Genomic DNA, 21811 nt, shown 5'->3' with positions numbered 1-21811 from the left:
GAATTTGATACGTTTTATTTTTTGTTAAAAATTGTGAGAATAATATTGAAATGATTTGTGATGTCGAATATATTCATATATTTGGCAAGTCAAATTTTTAACTAATTATTGAGAATGTTTTATTTTGAGATAATTATAACTTTTTACAATTGATAATTTTAAATAAAAAAACTTAACTTTATATATAAGTTATTTAAATATGTATTATTGCATTCTTCTATATAATATCTATGAGTGAATATATTACGAAGTCTTTAAATAATTTTGAGTCTGCAGAACTTCTATTTAATAATGAAAAATATTCATCAAGTATACATTGTGTTTATTACAGTACTTATCAAATTATATTATACATATTAAAATACAAATTGAATAACGAATGGGATTCTTTTCAAGAAAGAAAATACGCTGAGTCATTAAATAGTAAAAACTTTAAAGAAGATTCACATAATTTAACGATTTCATTTATAAAAGAAAATATAACAACTACGAATGAAACTTTTGGACGTTTATTTGATAGTAAGATAGGAATTTTGAAACGTTATAGACATACAGCTGACTACAAAGAAGATGCTATAGATACAAAAACAGCAACAATCTCGCTAAATTTATCAAGAACAATTAATGATGAATTAATTAAACATTTTGCCTTATGAATTCAAAAGCCTACATATTAAGAAAAATTCAGGAATTAGCTAATGATATTCCTCAATTGACAATTAGATACGAATATAATCAATTTTGTGATTCACATTTTGTAGAAGTATCACCTATATATGAATTTGAAAACAACAAAAAATATATAGCAATAGAAAAAGAGATAAGCTTAGAATTTATAAATCTCTTTCCTTTTGATATTCTAACTTTTATTAATGAAGAAGATGGTATTTCTTTAGAGTCTCCTATTGTTATTAAAGGAAAATCTAAAAATAAAGAAATATACAAGAAATTCGATTTAGAAGATATTATCTCTACTTTGTTTGAAGATTATATAGTTGATTGGCAATCGAATATTAATTTTAAAGTTATGATTGATGGTATTAACTTAAAATATGATGCCATTTTCCAAAATTTAAGTGCTAAAAAAATGATTCATAGTACAGAAAAGGTTCAAAACCCTGAGCTTTATACTACGGTTGACACTATTTTACCGACAGTACAAATTGATTATGATTGCGATTCTATGGACAATGATTACCCCTTAGCTGCTTAAGATGAGTGAAAATAAAACCTATAAACTTAAAAGTTTATCTCTAATTGAAAGTAATTTTAGAAGAGAAGCAGAAATAGATTTTTCTGCTGAAATAGATAATCAGGTTGATATTGATATTCAGCATACTTTAATCTCAGGTGATGTTATAATTTCTTTGAAAGTTGATTTGATTGGGAAATATAAAAGAAAAAAGTTGTTTAGATTTACGACAAATTACCTTGGAGTTTTTGAAATAGGAAATGAAGATATTTTGCCTGTAGAGAAATTTGTTGAAGCGAATGGTCCTGCTATTATCTATCCTTTTATTAGGGAGCACATTGCAGGAACATCTTTAAAGGCTGGTATGAAAGCTGTATTGCTTCCGCCTGTAAACTTTATTAAACTTAGCCAGGACAATAAAGCTAAAAAAGCGACAATGAAAAATTAATAATGTTTAAAATTCGACAGAGAAGAAATCACACAAGTAATTCTACAAAGATTGACGATTTGCATTGTCGAATCCCGAGTGTGATTTCTCCCTAGCGGTCGAAATGACAAGATTGTGTGTCCTCTGCTGGCACGAGCGTCTCGCTCGTAAACGCAAAGTTTGTCATTTCGAGGAACGAGAAATCACACTAGCAATTCTACAAAGATTGGTGATTTGCTTTGTCGATTCCCGAATGTGATTTCTCCCTTCGGTCGAAATGACAAGATTGTGTGCTTGTTGGGTTGGAATATAATTACTCAACAACCTCCCCAACATACCCCAAAAATTCCATTTCATCCAAAGGAAAAATAGAAAGAACCATTTCCAGAATTAGGCCTACATTTATAGATTGCTTTTTCTTCTTTTCGACATTGTGCATATCGTGATCTAGGGCGTGGATGCAGAGTTTCAGCATATCGGTAATAAGACAGCCGAGTTCGAAGTAATTTAAAACTTTGATTTTAGCTGTGTACGTGTCATGATTATCGTTTGCGGGCTGCAGGGTACTGAAATATAAATCGGTTAGTGATTTAAGGTATTCGAGGTTTTTAGTTTTGTTGGTTTCCATAATTTTTATTTTTTGCTGGTAATTTAATTTTACAATTTAGCTTTATAAATTTTATATAAGAAAAATTGTACTTTTGTTTGATTCGGCGAAGGAAGAAATAGATTTTTATGTAGCGAATCAATTTTTTGTGTTTGGTACACGATTAAATATGTTTTTTACATCTCGCAGATTCTTATACTTAATTATTATCTTTGAATTATGAGCACACTAACAAAACCAAATCATATAGGGCGAAAAATAAGCCGTATTCGTGAACTTCGAGATATGAAGCAGGAAGCTTTGGCACAGGCTTTAGGAACAAATCAGCAAGCGATTTCTATTTTAGAAAATAGTGAAACGATAGATGATGATAAACTTATCGCTATTGCAAAAGCACTTGGTGTTACAGCAGAAGCAATTAAAAACTTTTCAGAAGAAGGAATGATTAATTATTTCAACACTTTTAATGATACAAAAGATAGCCAAGTAAATTTTGGAAATAATTGCACTTTCAATCCATTAGATAAATTAATGGAAACTGTAGAAGAAAATAAAAAGCTTTACGAGCGTCTGCTTCAGTCGGAAAAAGACAAAATTGAGTATTTAGAAAAATTACTAAATCAGAAATAATAAAAAGGCAGTTCTTAAACAGAGCTGCTTTTTTGCTTTAAGGAATTTAATTGCTTTCGTTATGGAAATTCAAAAGTATTTAGAGCAGATAAATAGTTTAGAAAAATCAGAATTGTTTCAAAATATTGATTTGGAGAATTGTGTTTTAGCTATAATTTCGGCAGAAAACAAAATTGAGTTTAAACTTGAAGATGCTTTTGAAAATGAAATTCTAAATAAGTCGCTTTTATCCAAAATAGAACAAACCCTAAAGCTGATCTTTATAAAAGAAAGCCATGAAAACGTCTGTTTTGCCAACAGCGATGACGTTAGACCGGAATACAAGCAAAGCTTTACCGAAATGGATTTATTAGATTACATCTGTGCTTTTGTACATTCCTCGGTTTACGGAGAAACTAAAAGCATTGTGATTGTATCAGAAACAGGCTTTTTCTGGAAACTGGTAAAAAAAGGGGCAGATTTGCGTAAAAATGAAATTTAAATAAAAAAGCAGTTCGGTTTTATGAACTGCTTTTTATTCTTTCTTTGGGCAAAAAGAGTGGTTAACGACGAAAACCTGGACTATGGTTTACAGATTCGTCTAACTTTACTGTTTTTACCTTTTTTGCAGCAACTTTAATTTCGTGCTTAGCAATTTTTTCGTTTGCTTTAACTTCTAAAACATAAGTTCCGGCCGGAAAGCTTTCAAGGCTTATGGTTTTAGAAACCTCTAATTTGTTTGCTGCAGATTCTCCCGCATAAAGTAAATTGTGATTTTCGTCATAGATAGAAAACGATGTGTTGTCAACGGTGTCTAGAGTAAAGGTTACTACTTTTCCGTTTCCGGTTTTTATATTTAAAATATAATCTCCATTTCCATCAATGGCATAAGTAAAAAGTGTTGCTAAAAAAAAGGCAGCAACTAACCCGGTCTTGGTAAATTTTGTCATGTTTTTTAAAGTTTATTACTAAATGTGGAACGACCAAAACTACAAATAGAATTTTAATTTTTTAGCAAAAAATCAGGCTTTTTTCCCGTCTAAAATGCTGAATTGAAACCTTTTCGAAGCTTTGTTCTTCGCTATGTACGTAAATAAAGGGATTGCGGTTTTCTGCCAAAATAAATTTTTTTAACATAAAAAAATAAGCTTCGAACAATTATTAAGAATAGTTTTTCAAATAGTTAAAAGGCTTTCTTTTTTCTTCGGTAAAAAGCAAAAAAAAACAGCTCAATAACCACAAAGAGCTGTTTTTAAAACAATCACGTTTTAACTTTACTAACTATCTAACCTTATTTTATACTTATGAGAAGTATAACTTTTTTAGCGTACTGCTACGCTGGTATTTTTTGCAGAATAACCTGCTTTGTAAACTGATGAAACTGCTTTTGTAGATAATACAGTTGCGGCATCAGTTATTGTAATTTCATGCTTAACTTTTTTAATACTGTCTTCCACTTCTAAGAAATAGGTTCCTTCCGGAAATTCCTCTAAGCTGAAAGTTCTCAAAATTCCATCTTTACCAGAAGCGGTTTCAGAATAAATTAGAGATCCGTCCTGATCATAAATAGCAAGGTTTGCTTTTTGTACTCTGTTAAGAGCAAAAGTGATCTGCTTTCCGTTTGCTTTTATAACGTGAAGATTAAAATCTTCATTACCATCGATTGCATAAGTGCTTCCTGTAAAAAGCACCGCACATACTAAACTCAACTTTAAAATCTTTTTCATAACTGTTAGTTTTTAAATTTATTAGTTTAATTCTCTGATGTAAAATTACTACAGCTTTGTAAGATTTTTGTTTGCTCTATTTTCCAATTTCTATGCTGTATTCTCATTTACGAAACCGTTATAGGTTAATTTTTGAATTAAATTAGGTGTTTTTGTTAATTAGGCTAATTTTTTTCAACGTTTTTACAAAAACGTAATTTTACCATTGGCTAACGATTCAATAATATTTGTAGGAATAAAATAAAGGTTTTGTAAAGTTCACCTTACCGGAAAGTAAAGAGCAAAAAAAAACAGCTCAATAACCACAAAGAGCTGTTTTAAAAACTTTACGTTTTAAACTTTACTAACTATCTAACCTCATTTTTATACTGTGTGAGAGTATAAAATTTTTAGCGTTGCCGCTATATTTTTACAGAAAATCTGTTTGTTTCTTAAAGTGCTTTTGGAGACAAAATTGTTGCACTTGGTGTAATTGTAATTTCGTGTCTTGCTTTTTTGTTAGCATCTTCGATTTCCAAAAAGTAAGTTCCGGCAGGAAATTCTTCTAAGCTGAAAGTTCTTAAGATACCTTCTTTACCAGTAGCATTTTCAGAATAAATCAAATTTCCGTTTTTGTCATATATACTAATACTTGCTTTTTGAACCTGGTTCATAGCAAATGTTATTACTTTTCCGTTCGCTTTTATTACGTGTAAGTTAAAAGCGCTTCCACCATCAATTGCGTAAGTACTTAAACCTGATAAAAGTACCGCACATACTAAACTCAATTTTGCAACCTTTTTCATTCTATTTAGTTTTATGTTATTAACTCTAATTCTCTGATGTAAAATTACTGTGGGTATATGTTTTTTTTATCAACTCTATTTTCCTATTTATATGCTATATTCTCATTTACGAAACCGTTATAGGTTAATTTTTGCATTAAATGAGGTGTTTTTGTTAATTCACTTATTATTTTTTAATGTTTTGGTAATATTGCCAATTTGCTTTATGCATAATTTATAGTTATAAATTTTATTGTTTTCGTAATTATTGTTATGAAAATAAATTACATAAGCAAATTTTCAAATTTTGGTCTCAAAATTCAGATTTCATCCACTGGATTTTAGGTGGTTTTGGATTGTCTTTATGTAAAAACTGCGTAAAGGAGAGAAAAAGGCATAAATGATTTCAGTATTTGAAAGTATTTAAAACCTGCAGCCCAAACCTATGGAAACAATTTTACTTTTATATCTATATAGAAATAGGTCCGGAAAAAATAAAAATCTGTCTGATCTGCAAAATCTGCGTGAAACAAAAAGGTTACACCTATATATAAGAAAGAGAAGTAAAATCTGCGTGAAGCAATTTTTTAAATCTCATTTAATAAAGAGCAGAATAAGAAATTCAGTAAAATCAAAAAATCTGCCCGATCCGCGAAATCTGCGTGAAACAAAATTTGCACCTATATATAAGAAGGAGAAGTAAATCTGCGCGAAGCGATTTTTAGAATCTGCATTTGATAAAGAGCAGAATAAAAAAATCTGCAAAATCAAAAAATCTGCCCGATCCGCGAAATCTGCGTGAAACAAAATTTGCACCTATATATAAGAAAGGGAAGCAAAATCTGCGTGAAGCAATTTTCCAGACCTAAAAAAGAAAGTCTGCCAGAAACAATTTAAAAGAGATGGGTTTTCAAAAAAGTAAAGAGCAAAAAAAAACAGCTCAATAACCACAAAGAGCTGTTTCTAAAACTTGCGTTTTTAAACTTTACTAACTATCTAACCTTATTTATACCTTTATGAGAAGTATAACTTTTGCAGCACATTGCTGTGCTTATATTTTTTAGCATACATAAAGTATGCCAGATTTTTTATTTAAGAGCAGTTGTTGATAAAACTGTATTTTCTGCTGTAATTGTAATTTCGTGTCTTGCTTTTTTGTTAGCATCTTCGATTTCCAAAAAGTAAGTTCCAGCCGGGAATTCTTCTAAGCTGAAAGTTCTTAAGATACCTTCTTTACCTGTAGCTTTTTCAGAATAAAGTAAGCTTCCGTTTTTGTCATATATACTAATGCTTGCTTTTTGAACCTGGTTCATAGCAAACGTTATTAATTTTCCTTTAGCTTTTAAAACGTGTAAGTTAAAAGCATTTCCACCATCAATTGCATAAGTACTAACTCCTGATAAAAGTACTGCACATACTAAACTTAATTTTAAAATCGATTTCATATAATCTATTGTGTTTAAATTTTTAGTTCATTTTTCTGGATGTAAAATTAGTACGGCAGTTCTTTTTTAAACACAACTCTATTTTCCTATTTATGTGCTATATTCTCATTTACGAAACCGTTATATGTTAAAATTTGAATTATTTTAGGTGTTTTAGTTAATTAGGCTGTTATTCTGCAATGTTTTTACGAAAACGTTATTTTCTTAAAACTTCCTGTTTTCCTACAAAAATAGTGTATTTGCATAAAATGGCACAATTAATGTGATTTGTGAAAAAAAAGACGAATAAAAATACCATACCTGTAAAAAAGTTCCGTTTTGCTAATAATTTGCCATTGACTATATGTTAATTTTAATGCATTATCCTCATTTACGAAACCGTTATAGGTTAAAAACTGAATTTTTTTAACTAATTTTGTTAATTTTGCTCTTATTTTTTAAAGATAATTATCATGAAAGCAAACGCCCCAGCTCTTGAAGTGATAACTAACTCATACGGAAGTTCTTTTACCTACACGAAACACGCCGAAAAGACCAATAGTAAAGCTCATTTGTGGCATTACCATCCAGAAATCGAGTTGGTGTATATAAATGGCGGGGCAGGGAAGAGACAAATAGGAAGCCATGTTTCTTATTATACCAATGGGAGTTTGATTCTGATAGGCTCAAATTTACCGCATTGCGGTTTTACGAACGAACAAACCGGAAACACGACCGAAACCGTGATCCATATTAAACCGGAGTTTTTAGGAAATGGTTTTTTTGGAGTTCCGGAAATGAAAAAGATTCAGAACATTTTGAGTCAGGCCAAAGGCGGTATCGCTTTTGGCGGCGAAACAAAAAAAAGAATCGGGAAGAAGATTGAATCGATGGACGAGCAGCAGCCGTTTGAACGTCTGTTGACATTGTTGAGTATTCTGGACGAACTCGATTCGGCAGATGAATACACGATGCTCAATGCCGACGGTTTTGCAATCGAACTGCAGACACAGGACAGCGATCGTATGAACGTGGTTTTTAATTACGTAAAAGATCATTTTCAGGAATCGATTGCCATCGATGAGGTTTCGAGTCTCGTAAGCATGACTACGCCTTCTTTCTGCCGTTATTTTAAAAAGATTTCAAGCAAAACTTTTACCGAATTTGTAAACGAATATCGTTTGGTACACGCTTCAAAACTATTGGCCGAAAAACCAATGAGTATAAATGAGGTTTGTTACGAAAGCGGTTTTAATAACTTCAGTCACTTTAGTAAATCATTCAAACAATATACAGGTAAAAGCGCCTCACAATACCGTCAGGAACATAAGATTATTATTAGCTGATGTTTTTTTGATGCTATCGCTCGGGTCGTGGCTATTTTTTACCAAGTCCTGCAATTAGTATCATTTGTGAATTCGTTGCAGAAAAAATTAAGAATCCGATTGGTTAAAAGCCAGTCGGATTTTTCATATAGTTTAGTCGGAAAAGGGTATATTTACATCCCTAACCGAAAAAATGTAAAAATGAAAAACTTTAAAATCCTTGTATTTGCCCTTTTTCTGTGTATCTCGTCCCTGTCTTATGCTGCAAAAGTAGACACCTTGCAAATTGCCAGTACGGCAATGGGCAAAACCTACAAAGCAGCGGTAGTGTTACCCAATACATACGCCAAAAGTAAAACCGCTTTTCCGGTAATGTATCTATTACACGGAGCTTACGGGCACTTTAGTGACTGGTTAAAAAATACACCAAACAAAAAATTAGTTCAGAACCTTTCTGATCAGTATAACCTTATTATAGTAATGCCCGAAGGTGAAACCTTTAGTTTTTATCTGGACAGTCCTGTGAATAAAGAAAGCCAGTTCGAAACTTTTATTACCAAAGAAGTAATCCAGAAAGTAGATCAAACCTACAAAACCATAAGCAACAGAACCGGAAGAGTAATCACCGGACTTTCAATGGGCGGACACGGTGCTTTATACCTTTCAACCCGACACCCTGATTTATTCTGTGCAGCCGGAAGCATGAGCGGAGCAGTAGATATGAGTACAATGCTGAACAGAGATTCGTCTGCTCAGGTCGTAAAATTAATGCAGCCTGTTTTTGGAGATAAAAGCGGCAGCACCGAAATGTACGAACAACATGCTGTTCTTGGAATGCTTGATAAAATAAAAGTCAACAAACTCCCTTTAATTATAGATTGCGGTGTTGACGATTTTTTAATTGAACCTAACAGAGAGCTGCACCGCCGAATGGTTTACAACAAAATAGAGCACGATTATACCGAACGTCCGGGAGCACATACTTGGGATTACTGGGAAAATTCACTGCCCTACCATGCCTTGTTTTTTAATAAAATATTGCTTAAAAACCAATTGGTTACAAAAAAGTAATCTAAAAAATACGCAATTTTAGGTCTAAAGATTTTTTTTGGTTTGATTTTTGGAATACCTTTAGTATAACAAATTTTAAAAAAGATATATTATGAAAAAGATACTTACCTTATTTGCGATTGTTGGATTAGTCGCTTTTACTAGCTGCGAAGGACCGGAAGGGCCTCCGGGGCCTCCGGGATATGATGGAGAAAGTGCTAATAAAGTTTTTGAAATCTTTAATAAAGATTTTGGATTCAATGAAGATGATGGATTTAATATATCTGGGACATTTAATCCAAGAATAGCTGATGCAAGTACTGTTTTAGTTTATAGATTGATAGGCACAATTGACGCAAATACTCCAATTTGGCAGCTCATTCCAAGAACTATTTACTTAACTAATAATCGTGAATTGGATTATGATTTCGACTTTAGTAAAGTAGATTTTAAAATATATGCAAGAGCAAACTATGATTTAGAAACTACTCCTGAATATTTGGATAATCAAACATTTAGAATTATAATACTTCCTGCTAGTTTTACTAGTAAATCAGTAAGTAAGACAGACTACTCAGATTATAATGCAGTAATCAAGAAATATAATATTGATGATAGCAATGTTCAAAAGCTTAATTAATAAGCTTCAAATAATGTAAAAAAGGAGATCGTGAGATCTCCTTTTTTTTGTAAATATTAGTTGGTTTTTATAAATGTAAATTGAGCACCTCCTGATCCTCCTCTTCTGCCTCCGGTACCTTCAATGTTTATAAAGTAAGTTCCAATTACTAAATTTGAAACATCTATGCTGATTAGATTTTCGTTTATAACAGTGAAATTAGTAATAACAGTTGCTCCCATTACATTGGCTACTGTAATTTTTCTGGTAGATAAAAGATAATCAGCTGCAGTACTCTCTACATTTATAATAGAAGTTGCCGGATTTGGATACACCATTAATGTTGGGCTGCTGTACGATCTTCCTGCCTGTACATTTGCTTCATTACTAAATGATTTTACAGTATAATTTGTGCTGCCAATTCTGTAGTTAATTGTTGCAATTCTTCTGTAATTATAAGTAGTTTCTACAGTCATACCGCCTCTGCTTCCGGTAACAAATTGTAGCGGAGCAGGAAGATAATCTTTAGATGTCGCTCCTCCAATATTTGTCCATGCACCATATTGGTTTGGTCTTCCATTTGATATTGATTGACTCTGCCATTGATAAGCGATGCTTGTAATTAGGGCATTCTGCATGTTATCAAGAGTGGCTGTAGATCCTGTAATGGTAGACGGACTCTCTATTTGTTTTAAAGTAGTATCCATAGCTAAATTTTGATCGCAGCATATTACATTATTATTTTTAAGCGATCTTAAAATAACTTTTATGCTGTTACTTGCATTGCTTATTTCCTTATATGTGGCAATTCTTCTAATAACCAAGTAACTGTCTTCGGCATTTGGAATCTTTTTTAAAGAAGCATATTCTAATGTAGGCGAGTTTTCGTTTTCGATAGTAATCCAGTTTTTTGCCCAGACATTGTCACCTTGATTTGTTACTGCATATTGCCATTCATAACGATCAATGCTGGCATAGCTGTCTCCTCTTGATTGCGGTACATGATACGGATTTTCAAGAATATTTAAGTTTACTCGTGCAGATGCTCTGTCGCTGTATATTTGTTTTGGATTTGAATCCATAATTTCAACAAAACCATTTGCGTCTGTACCTCCATCGATTATAATGGTATTAAATATTGGTGTAGGGACAATTTTTATCGTAATTGGGTTACTGTCAATAAAAGGAAAATCAATACCCAGTCTTCTTTTAAAAGTTGTTGTTTCTGTTAAATAGTCTGTAATTAAGACATTGCTTTTGTCCTGAGAATAATTTCTGCCCGTATACGTTGAGTTAGGGAATTTGCTGTCAATGATTTTGAGCCATGAAGCTGAAGCTCTTGATGGATCTACTGTAGAAGCAATAATTGGAGCTGGTCTGTCTCCGTATCTAATAGTTTGATCACAGCATAAAGTGTTTTTGAAATTAGGATTAGGGTTCGGATTCGGGTTTGGGTTCGGATTTGGATTCGGGTTTGGATTTGCACCGTCTTTTGTTACAGAAATGTTTGCACTTTTGTAGACTACTCCTGAAAAAGTTTTATATTCTGCGTAAATGTATGCAGGTGAAGTATTAAAATCTCCGGCATTTAGAGTTACATTAAAACCTCGGACAGCAGAATTTCCCTGGCCAAAAAATAAAGAACCGCCATTTCCTCCGTTAACAATATTTGCATTTAAGCCGCTAAGAGAATAGATGCTTATAGTTCCATTATCGCCAGGTATCGAAGGCATTTCGACTGTAACATTCAATGAAACACTTGCAGACGATTTACTGCCTAAATTAATTGGTCCGCTGTTAATGTTTTGGTTGTCAATTGCTGTAAGTGTAAGGGTTACTTTCTGGCTGAATGAAGAAAGAGTGAGTAAAAAAGATAGAATGAGGTAGATGTATTTTTTTCTCATAGTAAAGAATTAAAAAATTTATAATGAGATAAAAATAGTACAATTAGATAGGTATCTGTTTACACATGACTGTTAAAATATAAGAAAAGTTATAAATTATAACCTAAGGTTTTATCTTGCAGTCACATATGCGTGTGAATAATTTTGTTAACTCAAATCAGAATCAGTAAGTTCTTTTTCGTGTCCAAATTTAAGCGAAACCAGAATGCCTAATAATAGCGAAACGGCAATAAAACCAAGCGATGCCCATTCCGGAACGTGAATAAATTCGTGAAGAAGCATTTTTAAACCCACGAAAGCTAAAATTGCCACAAGGCTATATTCTAAATAACTGAATTTCGCCAGCATATTGGCAAGGAAAAAATACATGGAACGCAGTCCGAGAATGGCAAAAATATTCGAACTAAAAACCAAAAAAGGATCAGACGTAATGGCCAGAATTGCCGGAACGCTGTCTACGGCAAAAAGAACATCCATAACTTCAATTACAATCAGGGCAACAAACAGGGGAGTGGCAGCTTTTGTTCCTTTTTCGGTTACAGTAAAAAACTTCTCGTGCTCCATGTGAGAAGTAATTGGGATAATTTTTCCTAATGCCTTATATATAAAGGAGTCTTTTGGCTGAAAATCTTCTTCTTCTCCTGAAAAAAGCATTTTTGCAGCTGTAAAAACCAGAAAGATTCCAAATAAATAGGTTGTCCACGTGAATCGGTTAATAAGCATAACGCCAAAAAAGATCATCAAACCGCGAAAAACAATCGCGCCCAGAATTCCCCAGAACAATACACGGTGCTGGTACTTTTGCGGAATTTTGAATGAAGTGAATATAATGGCAATAACAAAAATGTTGTCGACACTTAAGGAAAGCTCAATTAAATACCCCGTAATAAACTTCATTGAAGCAACGGCAGGTTTTAAATGATCAGGGTTATCTATATAATTTGTAGAATAAAGCCAATAGATAACGCCAGAGAAAAGGAAAGACAAAGTAACCCAGATGAGCGTCCATTTGCTGGCTTCTTTAGTGCTGATAATGTGGGGCGTTTTATTAAAAACGCCTAAATCTAAAGCCAGAATAACAAATACGGCTGCCAAAAATACAATCCAGACTATCATAGTATTTTGTTTTTAGGAAATACAAAGATAAGTTATGAAATTTATTCTGAGATTTAGTTATCGAAAAGTTATTTTTTAAAACAATGTAAATCAGGTAGTTTTGGTGTTTTTTGCGTTTTGTCCATAAAAAAAGTGCCGGTGATTTAGGCCGGCACTTTTTACAGTATAATTTTGGATTTTTTTGAATTATAGCGCTGAGTTAACAGTTTTGATGATTCTCGCAGCGATTTTGTAAGGATCTCCGTTTGAAGCTGGTCTTCTGTCTTCTAACCATCCTTTCCATCCTTTTTGAACGGTCATTAAAGGAATTCTGATAGAACATCCTCTGTCTGAAACTCCATAAGAGAAATCGTTGATAGAAGCAGTTTCGTGTTTACCAGTTAAACGCTGATCGTTGTAAGCTCCGTAAACCTCGATGTGTTCTTTAGTAACAGGACGGAAAGCTTCGCAGATTTTCTCGTATGTTTCCTGAGAACCGCATGTTCTAAGAACTGTGTTAGAGAAGTTAGCGTGCATACCAGAACCATTCCAGTCAGTATCACCAAGTGGTTTAGGGTGGTATTCGATATAGTAACCATATTTCTCAGTCAAACGGTCTAATAAGTAACGTGCAACCCAGATCTCGTCTCCGGCTTTTTTAGCACCTTTAGCGAATAACTGGAATTCCCATTGTCCGCAGGCAACCTCCTGGTTGATACCTTCAAAGTTAATTCCGGCAGCGATACATAAATCTGCATGCTCTTCAACTAATTTTCTTCCGTGAGTGTTTTTTCCTCCTACAGAACAGTAGTACATACCTTGTGGAGCAGGGTATCCTCCAACAGGGAAACCAAGCGGAAGTTGTGTTTTTGTATCCATGATGAAATATTCTTGCTCAAAACCAAACCAGAAATCATCATTATCATCATCAATTGTGGCTCTTCCGTTAGAAGGGTGTGGTGTTCCGTCAGCATACATAACTTCGCACATTACTAACCATCCGTTAATACGGGTTGGATCAGGATAGATTGCAACAGGAACTAATAAACAGTCAGAAGATCCTCCTTCGGCTTGTCTTGTAGACGATCCGTCAAATGACCAGTTTCCAAGCTCTTCTAATGTTCCTTTGAAATTTTCATGCTCCTCAACTTTAGTTTTACTTCTAAGATTTTGAGTTGGTTCGTATCCGTCTAACCAAATGTACTCTAACTTAATTTTAGCCATAATAATATAAATTTATTTTTTTTGTTTTTTCGCTGGGTCAAATATAGATTTATTTTTTTAGTCCTAAAAATTAGGGGGCTATTTTGTTTTGCAGAGTATAATTTTTTAGATAAGCGCAATTTTGAGAGGGGTATATTTTAAAAAAAGCAATTTTTAACACTGATAAAATTAAAATTCGTAATAATTAAAGGCGATTTTTGAATTTTTGGGTTAAGGAATTATGAAAAAATGTTTATTTAATGGATAATATTGCGGTTTTTTGTTATATTTCTTTGATCGATGCTGCTTATTCTTCGAAAAAACAGCGATCCGTTGAAAAATTCTGTTTCAAAAATCCAAAAATTATATTCAGATCAGGGATATTAATTGTTTATATTTGTCGATCATTTTTGAATGAAATCAGTACTAATTTTTAAAATTATAGTTCATGTCAACATTACGTTTTCAAGCTTTACAACAAGCTTCTAACAGAAAGCCGGTGCATTTTGAAGAAATTGGCCGAAAGTCAAATCTTTTCGGATCAAATGTGTTTAACGAAAAAGCAATGAAGCAGTATTTAACTTCAGATGCCTTTAAAGGGGTGAGAGATGCCATTCAGCATGGAACTAAAATAGAAAGAAAACTGGCAGATTACATTGCCATGGGTATGAAGGAGTGGGCATTGGCAAAAGGTGTAACACATTATACGCACTGGTTCCAGCCTCTTACCGGAACTACTGCAGAAAAGCACGATGCTTTTTTTGAAACTTCGTATGACGGAAGCGACCCTGTAGAAAAATTTGGCGGTGCACAATTGGTACAGCAGGAACCGGATGCTTCAAGTTTCCCGAACGGCGGAATCCGAAATACCTTTGAAGCAAGAGGATATACGGCATGGGACCCAACTTCGCCTGCCTTTATATATGGTACAACTTTATGTATCCCAACAGTATTCATCGCTTATACAGGTGAAGCTTTAGACAATAAAATACCTTTATTAAGAGCTTTATCTGCCATTGATGAAGCAGCTACAGAAGTTTGTAAATATTTTGACAAAAACGTAAAAAAAGTAACGGCAACCTTAGGATGGGAGCAGGAATACTTCTTAATTGATAAAGCCCTGGCAAATTCGCGTCCGGATTTAATGATGACAGGAAGAACCTTATTAGGACACACATCTGCAAAAGGACAGCAGTTAGACGATCACTATTTTGGATCGATCCCAACCCGCGCCCTTACTTATATGAGAGATTTGGAGCAGGAATGTATGTTATTAGGGATTCCTGTAAAAACACGTCATAACGAGGTAGCGCCAAATCAGTTTGAATTAGCACCAATTTTTGAAGAAACAAATCTGGCCGTAGATCACAACTCCTTATTAATGGATGTAATGCAAAGAGTGGCGGAACGTCATGACTTTAAAGTATTATTTCACGAAAAACCATTTAAAGGCGTAAACGGCTCAGGAAAACACAACAACTGGTCGTTGGCAACAGATACCGGAGTAAACTTATTGAGTCCGAGTAAAACGCCAATGAGCAATTTACAATTCCTGACTTTCTTTATTAATACCATAAAAGCAGTAAACGATAACGAAACTTTATTAAGAGCTTCAATCGCAACAGCAAGTAACGACCACAGATTAGGAGCAAATGAAGCACCTCCGGCAATTATGTCGGTTTTTATTGGAGCACAGCTAACAAAAGTATTATCAGAATTAGAAAGTGTAACAACCGGAAAACTTTCTCCGGAAGAAAAAACAGATCTTAAATTAAACGTAGTTGGTAAAATTCCGGACGTATTATTAGACAATACAGACCGTAACCGAACTTCGCCTTTTGCCTTTACAGGAAATAAATGGGAATTTAGAGCAGTAGGTTCAAACTCAAACTGTTCCAACGCCATGACTACCCTTAATGCAATTGTGGCAAAACAGTTAATCGACTTTAAAAATGAAGTTGAAAACCTGATCGAAAACAAAGACATGAAAAAGGATGATGCTATTTTCAACGTATTAAGAGAATACATCAAACAATCTAAAAAAATCCTTTTTGAAGGCGACGGTTACAGCGAAGCATGGGAAAAAGAAGCCGCAAAAAGAGGGTTAAGCAATTTTAAAACTACGCCTGAAGCCATTAAGGCAAAAGTTTCGAAACAGGCTCTTGATTTATTTGCCGAATTAGGAATCTTTAACCACGTTGAAGCCGAAGCGCGTTACGAAATTGAATTGGAAGAATACACTAAAAAAATCCAGATCGAAGGACGCGTTTTAGGCGATATTGCCAGAAACCATGTAATTCCAACAGCAATTCGTTACCAGAATACGTTAATCGAAAACGTAAAAGGATTAAAAGAAATTTTTGGGAAAGAATTTGAAACCATTGCAAAAGAGCAGATTACTTTAATTAAAGAAATCTCAGGACATATTGAAGGAATCAATTCTAAAGTATTGGCAATGACTAACGAAAGAAAGAAAGCCAACCAGTTAACCGATGCTCAAAAAATGGCAGAAGCGTATTGCAATAACGTAAAACCATACTTTGAAGATATCCGTAATCACTGCGATAAATTAGAACTTTTGGTCGATGATGAAAGCTGGACATTAACAAAATACAGAGAATTATTATTTACAAAATAATTTTAGCAAAATAGTTTTTTGCCGCGAATTGCAAGAATTGACTTGAATTTATTTTTTCAAAAATTGTCTGAGAAAGATGATTTTATATAAAGGATAAAAATTTGTGAAAATTAGTGTAATTCGTGGCAAACTTTTTTTGAATCAAATATTTGAATAAGTCAAAGAATTAAAAAAAGGGATTATCTTTGCACCACATCAACACAAACTAATTTTCATGAGTTCAGATTCCAGCAAAAGATATGCACAAAGAGGTGTTTCGGCATCAAAAGAAGACGTACACAACGCTATAAAAAACATCGACAAAGGTTTATTTCCGCAGGCATTCTGCAAAATTGTTCCGGATTACTTAACGCAAGACGACGAACACTGCCTTATCATGCATGCCGACGGAGCAGGTACAAAATCATCTTTGGCCTATATGTACTGGAAAGAAACGGGAGATCTTTCGGTTTGGAAAGGAATCGCTCAGGACGCTTTAATCATGAATATTGATGATTTGTTATGTGTTGGCGCAACAGATAATATCCTGCTTTCTTCTACAATTGGAAGAAATAAAAATTTAATTCCTGCCGAAGTTATTTCGGCCATCATCAACGGAACCGAAGAATTAATCAATGAATTAAAATCGTTTGGAGTTACCATTCATTCAACAGGAGGCGAAACTGCCGATGTTGGAGATGTCGTACGTACTATTATTGTAGACTCAACCGTAACTGCCCGTATGAAACGCAGCGATGTTGTAGATAATGCCAATATCAAAGCCGGAGATGTTATTGTAGGTCTGGCTTCTTTTGGTCAGGCTTCTTACGAAAAAAGTTATAACGGAGGAATGGGAAGCAACGGATTGACATCGGCACGCCACGACGTTTTCGGAAAATATCTGGCTGAAAAATATCCGGAAAGTTATGATGCAGCCGTTCCTGAAGAATTAATTTATTCAGGTCAGGTTAATTTAACAGATGAAGTAGAGAACAGTCCAATCAATGCAGGACAGCTGGTGCTTTCTCCAACGAGAACCTACGCACCGATTATTAAGAAAATTTTAGACAAATACACACCAAAAGATATTCACGGAATGGTGCATTGCAGCGGCGGTGCGCAGACAAAAATTTTACATTTCGTAAAAGATTTACATGTTATAAAAGACAATTTATTTCCGGTTCCGCCATTGTTCAAATTAATTCAGGAACAATCCAAAACGGACTGGAAAGAAATGTACCAGGTTTTCAACTGCGGTCACCGCATGGAACTTTACGTTCCTGAAAGTATCGCACAGGATATTATCGAAATTTCAAAATCATTCAATGTTGATGCCCAAATCGTAGGAAGAGTAGAAGCTTCAGAAGAAAAGAAACTTACTATTACAAGCGAATACGGGACATTTAATTATTAAAAAATATTTAAACCATATAAGTTATATAAGTTCATTTTAATTTGAAAGATCAGATTTGTCAGGCTGAGCGAAATCGAAGCCTTATTTTGATTTTGAATGTCTTTCATTTTAATTCAGAAAGAATTTATATTTTCTTATATAACTTATATGGTTTCAAAAAAACATACCGATTATGTACGAATTACTTTTCTGGAGATATTTAGACGAAATTTACCTGAACAATCAGGAAGTTTACGAGGCCCTTGTTGAGAAAGAAGAAGTAGAAGGACTTGCTGTTCTTCCGGTAGAAGTAATCGTAAACAGAATCAATTCAGTCTTCTCAGAATGGGAAAGAGTGGATGAAAACAGCTGGAAAAACCCAAAAGGAAAAGGCGCATTTCAGGTAATTACCACACCGCAAAGCATAAAAATCGATTGTTACGGCACCGAAGGAAAAACCATGAACAAATTAGTGGATATCATGGAAGAATTCAAATGTCCGCTTTACGATCCGCAGGTTCCGGAACGTTATGATGAAATGAGTGAGTAGGTTTTTACGGAATTATTTTTCAAGTTTGTATAGAAAGCGCCGTCAGCTCGATCGATATTTTGAAATTTAATATGATCCATTCCTGTGAAACTCTATATTGTTGTCGTTTCTATCTCAAACAGATTTGTCAAAATTGAATTTTAAAAACTTGGATTTCAATTGCTATTGCCATTGATTTTTGTCAGTTCCATTGCCATTGGAATTTTTCCGCCTTATTTATTTTACAGATTAAATTTTTTGGAACTTTATTTTATTGTAATTTTCTGAAGTAAAAAACAATAAACGACATAAATATGCTGCAAAAATCAGGTCTTCGTTTTATGATTGGACTTTTTCTGTTGGTTTTGATTCCTGCCAACGCCCAGAAAAAAGAAAATAACCTCAAAAATTTAACCCAATATGTTGATCCCATGATTGGTACGGCTAAAATGGGACACACTTATCCAGGCGCAACATTGCCTTTTGGAAGCGTGCAATTAAGTCCTGAGACCGATACAATCGCATACAGCCTGAACGGAAAATATAATGGAGAAGTGTATAAGTATTGTGCAGGTTATCAGTACGAAGACAAAACGATTGTAGGTTTCAGTCATACCCATTTCAGCGGAACCGGACATTCAGATTTAGGAGATTTTCTAATTATGCCTACAACCGGAAAATTGCAGCTGAATCCCGGCGTGGTTTCTAAACCCTTATCAGGTTACAGATCGGCGTTTTCGCATTCGACAGAAAAAGCAGAACCCGCTTATTACAGTGTTCTTTTAGAAGACCATAATATCAAAGCCGAACTTACAGCATCAACCCGCGTTGGGATGCATCAATATACCTTTCCAAAATCAGATGAAGCGCATATTATTCTCGATTTGACTTCAGGAATTTACAATTATGACAAAAAGAATGTCTGGACTTTTGTACGCGTAGAAAACGATACAATTATTACAGGATATCGTCAGACAAACGGCTGGGCGAGAACCAGAACCGTTTATTTTGCTATGTCGTTTAATAAACCCATAAAAAGCTACGGACAGACACCGGTCGAAAAAAGTGTTTACAGAGGTTTCTGGGGAAAATTTGATCAGACAAAAAACTTCCCTGAAATGGCAGGACAGAATCTGAAATTGTTTTTTGATTTTAATACTCAGGAAGGAGAAAAAATCAAAATAAAAATGGCATTATCGCCTGTAAGTTCTGCAGGAGCGTTGGAAAATATGAAAAAAGAAATTCCGGACTGGGATTTTGATCGTGTTAAAAAACAAAGTCAGGAAATCTGGAACAAGGAACTGAATAAAATTCAGGTAGAAACAATTCAAAAAGAAGATCTGGTAAACTTTTATACCGCTATGTACCATGCGTTTTTAGGCCCAACCGAGTATATGGATCTGGATGGTAATTATAAAGGATTGGATATGAATGTTCACAAAGCCGAAAATTTTAAAAATTATACCAGTTATTCTCTTTGGGATACTTACAGGGCTTTGCATCCTTTGTTTAATATTGTACAGCCCTCCAGAAATGCAGATATGATTAGCTCGATGTTGGCGCATTCTGACCAGAGCGTTCATAAAATGCTGCCGGTCTGGTCACATTATGCCAACGAAAACTGGTGTATGATCGGGTACCATTCTGTTTCTGTAATTGCAGATGCAATTGTAAAAGGAAATACTGATTTCGATACAGCAAAAGCGCTTCAGGCCTGTGTAAATACCGCAAAAGTGCCATATTTTGACGGGTTGGAGTATTATATGAAAAAAGGATATGTTCCTGAAGATAAAAACAGTTCATCGGTTTCTAAAACCTTAGAATATGCTTATGATGACTGGGCAATTGCACAGGCTGCAAAGAAATTAGGAAATACCGCCGTTTACAATGAATTTATCGAAAGATCGAAGAATTATAAAAACGTTTACGATGAAAAAACCGGTTTCATGCGCCCGAAATTAAATGACGGGACTTTTAAAAAAGAATTTGATCCGCTTGACACACACGGACAGGGTTTTATTGAAGGGAATTCATGGAATTACAGTTTATATGTACCGCAGGACCCGGCAGAAATGATTAAAATAATGGGAGGAAATGACAAGTTTAAAGTTCGTTTGGATTCGTTGTTTAATATGCACCTTCCTGATAAATATTTTGAAAATACAGAGGATATTACAAGAGATGGAATTATTGGAAATTATGTTCACGGCAATGAACCTTCGCATCATGTAGTATACTTATATAACTGGACCGATTCGCCTTGGAAATCGCAGGATAAAATTAGAATGATCCTGAAAAAAATGTATAGAAATGGTTCCGATGGTTTGGGCGGAAATGACGATTTCGGACAAATGAGTGCCTGGTATATTTTCAGCAGTTTAGGATTTTATCCTGTTGCGCCGGGTTCAGATGAATATGCATTGGGAAGTCCGCTAATTAAAAAAGCAGTTTTTAATTTAGAAAATGGAAAAAACTTTGAAGTTGAAACCGTAAACCAATCTGATAAAAATGTGTTTGTGAACAAAGTTTTGTTGAATGGCAAACAACTAGATAGACCGTTCTTAAAACACGCAGATGTTATAAATGGCGGAAAAATCACTTTTTATATGGCAGCAAAGCCAAATAAAAAGAATTATCAAAATTAAATGCCTGCTTACATTACAAAATAAAAATTCGGGAAAATTTGTGCAATTCGCAGCGGAACACCAAAAAACTTCACGAAATTTGCACTTCAAATAAAGACAATAAAATATGAAAATAAATTTAAAATCAGGAATTGATAAACTGCTTTTCGGAATGAAGCAGAATGATGTTACAGCTGCTTTAGGAAAACCTGATAAAAATTATAAAGACGAAGATGAGAATGTGATTTTTGTATACAATGCCTACAAAATGAGATTGACATTTTATCAGGAAGAAGATTTTAAATTAGGATACATTGTAGCTTCTGCCAATGATCTTGAAGTTTTTGGATTCAAATTAATTGGAAGAAAAATTGCAGATGTGAAGAAAGATTTCGCTGCAAAAAGCATTACAAAATACAATCAGGAAACGTTTGATACTTTCGAAAACTACTTTAACGAAGACAATTGGTTTATCCTTCAAACCGAATTTGATGAGGTTGTAAAATTCGAAATAGGAGCGATCATCAACAGCAAAGACGAGTTTGACTGGAAATTTCCAGTGAAGAAATAAGATTAAAGCAAAGAAAAACACTGCGCAATCTGTAACTTCAGGCTAACCCCTGAGGCAAATAGATTCTTTTAATTTATTGATTTCAATATTGATAAAATCTACAGAAAGCAAAAACATTCAAATAAAAAAAA

Annotated in this window: 21 protein-coding genes; 13 read left to right on the top strand and 8 right to left on the bottom strand. The window is 33.9% G+C overall.

Annotated features, from left to right (window positions below; all coding sequences use genetic code 11):
- Window positions 1-230 precede the first annotated feature (230 nt).
- The 3 genes from OZP11_RS07475 to OZP11_RS07465 are packed head-to-tail and all read left to right on the top strand — an operon-like array spanning window position 231 to window position 1640.
- The gene (locus tag OZP11_RS07475) at window positions 231-656 is read left to right on the top strand and encodes a hypothetical protein (RefSeq protein WP_281234598.1); all 426 of its coding nucleotides are present in this window, start codon (window positions 231-233) and stop codon (window positions 654-656) included.
- Complete coding sequence (locus OZP11_RS07470; RefSeq protein WP_281234597.1) at window positions 653-1213, top strand: hypothetical protein; 561 nt, start codon at window positions 653-655, stop codon at window positions 1211-1213. The genes OZP11_RS07475 and OZP11_RS07470 overlap by 4 nt, the downstream gene beginning before the upstream one ends.
- A 1-nt stretch (window position 1214) precedes the next feature.
- Window positions 1215-1640 carry a protein-export chaperone SecB gene (locus OZP11_RS07465; RefSeq protein ID WP_281234596.1) on the top strand — a complete coding sequence of 142 codons (426 nt, stop codon included), beginning with the start codon at window positions 1215-1217 and terminating at the stop codon, window positions 1638-1640.
- Window positions 1641-1932: 292 nt separating this feature from the next.
- Here the strand turns inward: OZP11_RS07465 and OZP11_RS07460 are convergent, their stop codons facing one another.
- Window positions 1933-2247 carry a hypothetical protein gene (locus OZP11_RS07460; protein ID WP_281234595.1) on the bottom strand — a complete coding sequence of 105 codons (315 nt, stop codon included), beginning with the start codon at window positions 2245-2247 and terminating at the stop codon, window positions 1933-1935.
- Window positions 2248-2445: 198 nt separating this feature from the next.
- Between OZP11_RS07460 and OZP11_RS07455 the strand changes: the two genes are divergently transcribed.
- Window positions 2446-2856 (top strand): helix-turn-helix domain-containing protein, encoded by a 411-nt coding sequence (locus tag OZP11_RS07455; protein ID WP_281234594.1) that lies wholly within the window; start codon window positions 2446-2448, stop codon window positions 2854-2856.
- Window positions 2857-2917: 61 nt separating this feature from the next.
- A complete protein-coding gene (locus tag OZP11_RS07450) occupies window positions 2918-3337 on the top strand; it encodes a hypothetical protein (protein ID WP_281234593.1) in 420 nt (139 codons plus the stop codon).
- Window positions 3338-3398: 61 nt separating this feature from the next.
- Here OZP11_RS07450 and OZP11_RS07445 read toward each other — a convergent pair whose 3' ends face one another.
- The 4 genes from OZP11_RS07445 to OZP11_RS07430 form a co-directional block, all read right to left on the bottom strand.
- Window positions 3399-3785: a T9SS type A sorting domain-containing protein gene (locus OZP11_RS07445; protein ID WP_281234592.1), complete on the bottom strand. Its 387-nt coding sequence runs from the start codon at window positions 3783-3785 to the stop codon at window positions 3399-3401.
- 372 nt (window positions 3786-4157) lie between these two features.
- The gene (locus OZP11_RS07440) at window positions 4158-4562 is read right to left on the bottom strand and encodes a T9SS type A sorting domain-containing protein (protein WP_281234591.1); all 405 of its coding nucleotides are present in this window, start codon (window positions 4560-4562) and stop codon (window positions 4158-4160) included.
- A gap of 431 nt (window positions 4563-4993) precedes the next feature.
- A complete protein-coding gene (locus OZP11_RS07435; RefSeq protein WP_281234590.1) occupies window positions 4994-5347 on the bottom strand; it encodes a T9SS type A sorting domain-containing protein in 354 nt (117 codons plus the stop codon).
- A 1067-nt stretch (window positions 5348-6414) separates the two neighbouring features.
- A complete protein-coding gene (locus OZP11_RS07430; protein WP_281234589.1) occupies window positions 6415-6771 on the bottom strand; it encodes a T9SS type A sorting domain-containing protein in 357 nt (118 codons plus the stop codon).
- A 452-nt stretch (window positions 6772-7223) separates the two neighbouring features.
- On the opposite strand from OZP11_RS07430, the gene OZP11_RS07425 reads away from it, so the two are divergent.
- The 3 genes from OZP11_RS07425 to OZP11_RS07415 all read left to right on the top strand — a co-directional run bounded on the left by OZP11_RS07425 (window position 7224) and on the right by OZP11_RS07415 (window position 9765).
- On the top strand, window positions 7224-8096 hold the full coding sequence (locus OZP11_RS07425) for an AraC family transcriptional regulator (RefSeq protein ID WP_281234588.1): 873 nt from the start codon (window positions 7224-7226) through the stop codon (window positions 8094-8096).
- A gap of 180 nt (window positions 8097-8276) precedes the next feature.
- Window positions 8277-9146, top strand: a complete 870-nt coding sequence (locus OZP11_RS07420; RefSeq protein WP_281234587.1) for an alpha/beta hydrolase — start codon at window positions 8277-8279, stop codon at window positions 9144-9146.
- Between the two features lie 91 nt (window positions 9147-9237).
- Window positions 9238-9765 carry a hypothetical protein gene (locus tag OZP11_RS07415; RefSeq protein WP_281234586.1) on the top strand — a complete coding sequence of 176 codons (528 nt, stop codon included), beginning with the start codon at window positions 9238-9240 and terminating at the stop codon, window positions 9763-9765.
- A 56-nt stretch (window positions 9766-9821) separates the two neighbouring features.
- Here OZP11_RS07415 and OZP11_RS07410 read toward each other — a convergent pair whose 3' ends face one another.
- From OZP11_RS07410 to OZP11_RS07400, 3 genes are all read right to left on the bottom strand, one after another.
- Entirely contained in the window at window positions 9822-11648 is a 1827-nt protein-coding gene (locus tag OZP11_RS07410) for a T9SS type A sorting domain-containing protein (protein WP_281234585.1), read from the bottom strand.
- A gap of 147 nt (window positions 11649-11795) precedes the next feature.
- Window positions 11796-12764, bottom strand: a complete 969-nt coding sequence (locus OZP11_RS07405; protein WP_281234584.1) for a TerC family protein — start codon at window positions 12762-12764, stop codon at window positions 11796-11798.
- 186 nt (window positions 12765-12950) lie between these two features.
- Window positions 12951-13967 carry a glutamine synthetase beta-grasp domain-containing protein gene (locus OZP11_RS07400; RefSeq protein WP_281234583.1) on the bottom strand — a complete coding sequence of 339 codons (1017 nt, stop codon included), beginning with the start codon at window positions 13965-13967 and terminating at the stop codon, window positions 12951-12953.
- 427 nt (window positions 13968-14394) lie between these two features.
- Here OZP11_RS07400 and OZP11_RS07395 point away from each other — a divergent pair, with 427 nt between their 5' ends.
- The 5 genes from OZP11_RS07395 to OZP11_RS07375 all read left to right on the top strand — a co-directional run bounded on the left by OZP11_RS07395 (window position 14395) and on the right by OZP11_RS07375 (window position 21680).
- Window positions 14395-16584, top strand: coding sequence for a glutamine synthetase III family protein (locus OZP11_RS07395; protein ID WP_281234582.1), 2190 nt, complete (start codon window positions 14395-14397; stop codon window positions 16582-16584).
- A 214-nt stretch (window positions 16585-16798) separates the two neighbouring features.
- A complete protein-coding gene (locus OZP11_RS07390) occupies window positions 16799-17977 on the top strand; it encodes an AIR synthase related protein (RefSeq protein WP_281234581.1) in 1179 nt (392 codons plus the stop codon).
- A gap of 172 nt (window positions 17978-18149) precedes the next feature.
- The gene (locus OZP11_RS07385) at window positions 18150-18506 is read left to right on the top strand and encodes a hypothetical protein (protein WP_281234580.1); all 357 of its coding nucleotides are present in this window, start codon (window positions 18150-18152) and stop codon (window positions 18504-18506) included.
- A 293-nt stretch (window positions 18507-18799) separates the two neighbouring features.
- Window positions 18800-21130, top strand: a complete 2331-nt coding sequence (locus OZP11_RS07380) for a GH92 family glycosyl hydrolase (RefSeq protein ID WP_281234579.1) — start codon at window positions 18800-18802, stop codon at window positions 21128-21130.
- A 106-nt stretch (window positions 21131-21236) separates the two neighbouring features.
- Window positions 21237-21680 (top strand): hypothetical protein, encoded by a 444-nt coding sequence (locus OZP11_RS07375; protein WP_281234578.1) that lies wholly within the window; start codon window positions 21237-21239, stop codon window positions 21678-21680.
- The last annotated feature ends 131 nt before the right edge of the window (window positions 21681-21811 follow it).

Source organism: Flavobacterium gelatinilyticum (assembly GCF_027111295.1).
Classification (GTDB): Bacteria; Bacteroidota; Bacteroidia; order Flavobacteriales; family Flavobacteriaceae; genus Flavobacterium; species Flavobacterium gelatinilyticum.
Note: the sequence above shows the minus strand (reverse complement) of the source record. Positions and strands in the feature narration are given on the sequence as shown.

Bases quoted from the DNA above. Each gene is read 5' to 3' on its own strand.
- OZP11_RS07380 (WP_281234579.1), top strand. From the start codon at position 18,800: ATGCTGCAAAAATCAGGTCTTCGTTTTATGATTGGACTTTTTCTGTTG.
- OZP11_RS07425 (WP_281234588.1), top strand. From the start codon at position 7,224: ATGAAAGCAAACGCCCCAGCTCTTGAAGTGATAACTAACTCATACGGA.
- OZP11_RS07470 (WP_281234597.1), top strand. From the start codon at position 653: ATGAATTCAAAAGCCTACATATTAAGAAAAATTCAGGAATTAGCTAAT.
- OZP11_RS07385 (WP_281234580.1), top strand. From the start codon at position 18,150: ATGTACGAATTACTTTTCTGGAGATATTTAGACGAAATTTACCTGAAC.
- OZP11_RS07405 (WP_281234584.1), bottom strand. From the start codon at position 12,764: ATGATAGTCTGGATTGTATTTTTGGCAGCCGTATTTGTTATTCTGGCT.
- OZP11_RS07395 (WP_281234582.1), top strand. From the start codon at position 14,395: ATGTCAACATTACGTTTTCAAGCTTTACAACAAGCTTCTAACAGAAAG.
- OZP11_RS07430 (WP_281234589.1), bottom strand. From the start codon at position 6,771: ATGAAATCGATTTTAAAATTAAGTTTAGTATGTGCAGTACTTTTATCA.
- OZP11_RS07440 (WP_281234591.1), bottom strand. From the start codon at position 4,562: ATGAAAAAGATTTTAAAGTTGAGTTTAGTATGTGCGGTGCTTTTTACA.
- OZP11_RS07375 (WP_281234578.1), top strand. From the start codon at position 21,237: ATGAAAATAAATTTAAAATCAGGAATTGATAAACTGCTTTTCGGAATG.
- OZP11_RS07415 (WP_281234586.1), top strand. From the start codon at position 9,238: ATGAAAAAGATACTTACCTTATTTGCGATTGTTGGATTAGTCGCTTTT.
- OZP11_RS07390 (WP_281234581.1), top strand. From the start codon at position 16,799: ATGAGTTCAGATTCCAGCAAAAGATATGCACAAAGAGGTGTTTCGGCA.
- OZP11_RS07465 (WP_281234596.1), top strand. From the start codon at position 1,215: ATGAGTGAAAATAAAACCTATAAACTTAAAAGTTTATCTCTAATTGAA.
- OZP11_RS07410 (WP_281234585.1), bottom strand. From the start codon at position 11,648: ATGAGAAAAAAATACATCTACCTCATTCTATCTTTTTTACTCACTCTT.
- OZP11_RS07420 (WP_281234587.1), top strand. From the start codon at position 8,277: ATGAAAAACTTTAAAATCCTTGTATTTGCCCTTTTTCTGTGTATCTCG.
- OZP11_RS07455 (WP_281234594.1), top strand. From the start codon at position 2,446: ATGAGCACACTAACAAAACCAAATCATATAGGGCGAAAAATAAGCCGT.
- OZP11_RS07475 (WP_281234598.1), top strand. From the start codon at position 231: ATGAGTGAATATATTACGAAGTCTTTAAATAATTTTGAGTCTGCAGAA.
- OZP11_RS07435 (WP_281234590.1), bottom strand. From the start codon at position 5,347: ATGAAAAAGGTTGCAAAATTGAGTTTAGTATGTGCGGTACTTTTATCA.
- OZP11_RS07450 (WP_281234593.1), top strand. From the start codon at position 2,918: ATGGAAATTCAAAAGTATTTAGAGCAGATAAATAGTTTAGAAAAATCA.
- OZP11_RS07445 (WP_281234592.1), bottom strand. From the start codon at position 3,785: ATGACAAAATTTACCAAGACCGGGTTAGTTGCTGCCTTTTTTTTAGCA.
- OZP11_RS07460 (WP_281234595.1), bottom strand. From the start codon at position 2,247: ATGGAAACCAACAAAACTAAAAACCTCGAATACCTTAAATCACTAACC.
- OZP11_RS07400 (WP_281234583.1), bottom strand. From the start codon at position 13,967: ATGGCTAAAATTAAGTTAGAGTACATTTGGTTAGACGGATACGAACCA.